General features: G+C 71.5%; 4 protein-coding genes. 2 read left to right on the top strand and 2 right to left on the bottom strand.

All coding sequences use genetic code 11. The features are described from left to right. Nucleotides 1-507 (top strand): ATP-binding protein (locus tag RIF89_RS12515; RefSeq protein ID WP_309069435.1); only part of this gene is annotated, 507 nt, incomplete at its 5' end. Beyond that, entirely contained in the window at nt 504-1553 is a 1050-nt protein-coding gene (locus RIF89_RS12510; RefSeq protein ID WP_309069434.1) for a hypothetical protein, read from the top strand. The genes RIF89_RS12515 and RIF89_RS12510, both read left to right, overlap by 4 nt. Before the next feature lie 268 nt (nt 1554-1821). On the opposite strand, the gene RIF89_RS12505 is transcribed toward RIF89_RS12510, so the two are convergent. Together RIF89_RS12505 and RIF89_RS12500 are read right to left on the bottom strand one after the other, a co-directional pair. Then, the gene (locus RIF89_RS12505) at nt 1822-2058 is read right to left on the bottom strand and encodes an acyl-CoA carboxylase subunit epsilon (protein ID WP_309069433.1); all 237 of its coding nucleotides are present in this window, start codon (nt 2056-2058) and stop codon (nt 1822-1824) included. Next, on the bottom strand, nt 2058-3389 hold a 1332-nt coding region (locus RIF89_RS12500; protein ID WP_309069432.1), incomplete at its 5' end, for an acyl-CoA carboxylase subunit beta. The genes RIF89_RS12500 and RIF89_RS12505, both read right to left, overlap by 1 nt.

The raw sequence follows: 3389 nt of genomic DNA, 5'->3' as shown, positions 1-3389 counted from the left end.
GCGCGGACCCCGCGCGAGCGTCAGCTCGCCGTGTCCATGGCGCGCGAGGCGCTCACCCGTCTCGCCAACGCGGAGTCGGATGACCCCGAGGGCAGCGACGAGCCCCTGGCCCGTGAGTGCATCGCGGTGGCCATCGAGCGCTCGGCCGACGAGCTGGGCGTGCCGCTGAAGGTCACGCGTTCGGGCGTCGACGACGGACGCGCCGCGGTCCCCGGCCGCGTCGCCCGTGCGATCGTGCTCGCGGCGACCCAGGCCGTCGCGAACGCCGTGCAGCACGCCGACGGCGCGGGGCTGAAGGTCGCGGTCTCGCGTGCCGGCGAGGGGGTGCGCGTCGAGGTGTCGGACTCGGGTCCCGGCGTCGACGTCGCGTCCATCCCCGCCGACCGCCTCGGCATCCGCGCGTCGATCTTCGCGCGGATGGCGGCCGTCGGCGGCGACGCGACGATCGAGTCCGGGGCGCGCGGCACGACCGTGGCGCTGACCTGGATGGGGAAGACGAAGGCATGAGAAGCGTCCGTCGCGTGTTCGACACGATCGCCCTGGCCTTCACGGCCTATTTCGCGGTGCGCGGCCTGGTGCGGCCCGAGGGCGCGGTGAACATGCCGCTCGCCGTCGTCGCCGTCGCCCTGTACCTCGTGCTGACGCTCATCGCGCTGTACGTGGAGTACGCGGGCGAATCCGGCGACAGCGGGGGTCCCCCTCGAGAGCGCGCCGGCACGGTCCTGCCGCAGTGGGCGGCCTTCGTGGTGCTCGCCGGCACCGCGCTGATCCCGCTGCTCGTCGCGGCGTACACGCCGCCCGACGAGCGCACCGCCTCGCATGCGACCTGGTACCTCGGCGCGGTGGGCGCGGTGCTGACCATCGTGTGCGCGCGACACCGCCCGATCCACGCCTGGATCGGCATCGGCATCCTGACCCTGGAGTCGTCGCTCGCCATCGGACTGGGGCCCGCCCTCGGCCTCGGCCTGGTGGGCTCAGCCGTATGGGTCGCGATCGCGCAGCTGCTCATGGTCTTCACGGATCGCGCGTACCGCGACACCGCCCGGCTCGCGGCCCTGCAGCAGGCGACATCCGCATGGCAGGCGAGCCAGGCCGTGCGGCGGCTCGAGCGCCGCCGCCGCGTGCAGTACGCGCTCGCCGTGGCGGGGCCGGTCCTGTCACGGGTGATCGCGTCCGACGGGGAGCTCACGGACGAGGAGCGCACCACGGCCCGCCTGGCCGAGGGCCGGCTGCGCGACGAGCTGCGCGGCGCACGTCTTCTCGACGACGACGTGCGCGACGCGATCGCCGCCGCGCGCCTGCGCGGCGCGACCGTGACGGTGTTCGACGAGGGCGGGCTCGACGACCTCGCGCCCGAGCACCTCGACAGCGTGCGGCACGAGCTGGCCGACACGCTGCGGCAGACCGACGCGGAGCGCATCATCATCCGCACGGCTCCCGACCCGCAGGTCGCGATCACGATCGTGGGACGCTCACCCGGCGGCGACGGCCTCACGGACGAGGACGACGTGCAGCTCTGGCGCGAGGTCCAGCGCCCGACCGCCGCGCAGTGACCGCGGCGTCACGGCCCGTCCTGCCCCGGCATCGGCCGTTCCGGCGCAAAAAGAAGGGTGGGGGTGGCGATGCCACCCCCACCGGGTCGCGGAACGGTTACCCGAAAACCGTCCGCTATGGGCCGAGATCACATCCGCCTACCCTGGGACGGATGGTCGGCCAACGCTCAAGCGTTTCCACACCCAGTATCGAACAGCCGCAAGCCCACCGTCTGTAGGTACTTTGGGGGACATCTGCGCTTCCGGTCGGTGGGGCCTTCCGAGCCGGTCAGCCCGCGAATCTCCCCCACGGGATGTCCCGTCGGAGCGGGCGTCGCAGAGACCGCTGCGTGAGCTGCCACGCAGAGGGACGGCTGTCATCGGCGACGGCCTCCTCCGTCTCGCGAGTGTACTCCTCGCCGACCACCGCGAGAAGAGCCGCGAGCTCCTCCTCCGTCGGCGCTCCGCGCACGATCTCCACGCGCGGCGGATTCGCCTCTGCGCCGTTCGCATCCTCGGTCGTCATCAGAGCGGGATGTTCCCGTGCTTCTTGGGCGGCAGCTCGGCGCGCTTGCCGCGCAGGGAGCGCAGCGCCTTGGCGACCGCCACGCGGGTGGCGGACGGCTCGATGATGCCGTCGAGCTCTCCGCGCTCGGCCGCGAGGAACGGCGACGCGACGTTGTAGGTGTACTCGTTGGCCAGGCGGGTGCGCACGGCGGCGACGTCCTCGCCGGCCTCCTCCGCGCGCTTGAGCTCGCCGCGGTAGAGGATGTTCACCGCGCCCTGACCGCCCATGACCGCGATCTCGGCCGTCGGCCACGCGAGGTTGATGTCTGCGCCGAGCTGCTTGGACCCCATCACGATGTAGGCGCCGCCGTAGGCCTTGCGCAGGATCACGGTGACCAGCGGCACGGTGGCCTCGGCGTAGGCGTACAGCAGCTTCGCGCCGCGGCGGATGACGCCCGTCCACTCCTGGTCGGTGCCGGGAAGGTAGCCGGGCACGTCGACGAGCGTCACGATCGGAACGGAGAAGGCGTCGCAGAAGCGCATGAAGCGCGCGGCCTTCTCTCCGGCCTCGATGTTCAGCGTGCCGGCCATCTGCGACGGCTGGTTCGCGATCACACCGACCGTGCGGCCCTCGATGCGGCCGAAGCCGATCACGATGTTCGGGGCGAACAGCGGCTGCACCTCGAGGAAGTCGCCGCGGTCGACGAGATGCGAGATGACCTCGTGGATGTCGTACGGCTGGTTCGGCGAATCCGGCACGATCGTGTCGAGCGCACGATCCGGATCCGTCGTCTCCCACTCGAACTCGGTCTCGTAGACCGGCAGCTCGGCCATGTTGTTGTCGGGCAGGTAGCCGAGCAGCGTGCGCGCGTAGTCGAGGGCGTCGTCCTCGTCCTGCGCGAGGTAGTGCGCGACGCCCGAACGGGTGTTGTGCGTGAGCGCGCCGCCGAGCTCCTCCATGCCGACGTCCTCGCCCGTGACGGTCTTGATGACGTCGGGTCCGGTCACGAACATCTGGCTGGTCTTGTCGACCATGATCACGAAGTCGGTGAGCGCCGGGGAGTACACGGCGCCGCCCGCGGCGGGGCCCATGACGATCGAGATCTGCGGGATGACGCCCGATGCCGCGGTGTTCAGGCGGAAGATCTCGCCGTACTTGCCCAGCGCGATCACGCCTTCCTGGATGCGCGCGCCGCCCGAGTCGAGGATGCCGATGATCGGCATGCCGCCCCGCAGGGCGAACTCCATGATCTTGACGATCTTGTCGCCGGCGACCTCGCCGAGGGATCCCCCGAACGTCGTGAAGTCCTGCGCGTAGACCGCGACCGTTCGGCCGTGGATCGTGCCGAC

The organism is Microbacterium sp. (assembly GCF_031178525.1).
Lineage (GTDB): Bacteria > Actinomycetota > Actinomycetes > Actinomycetales > Microbacteriaceae > Microbacterium.
This window is presented reverse-complemented; position numbering and strand designations above follow the sequence as displayed.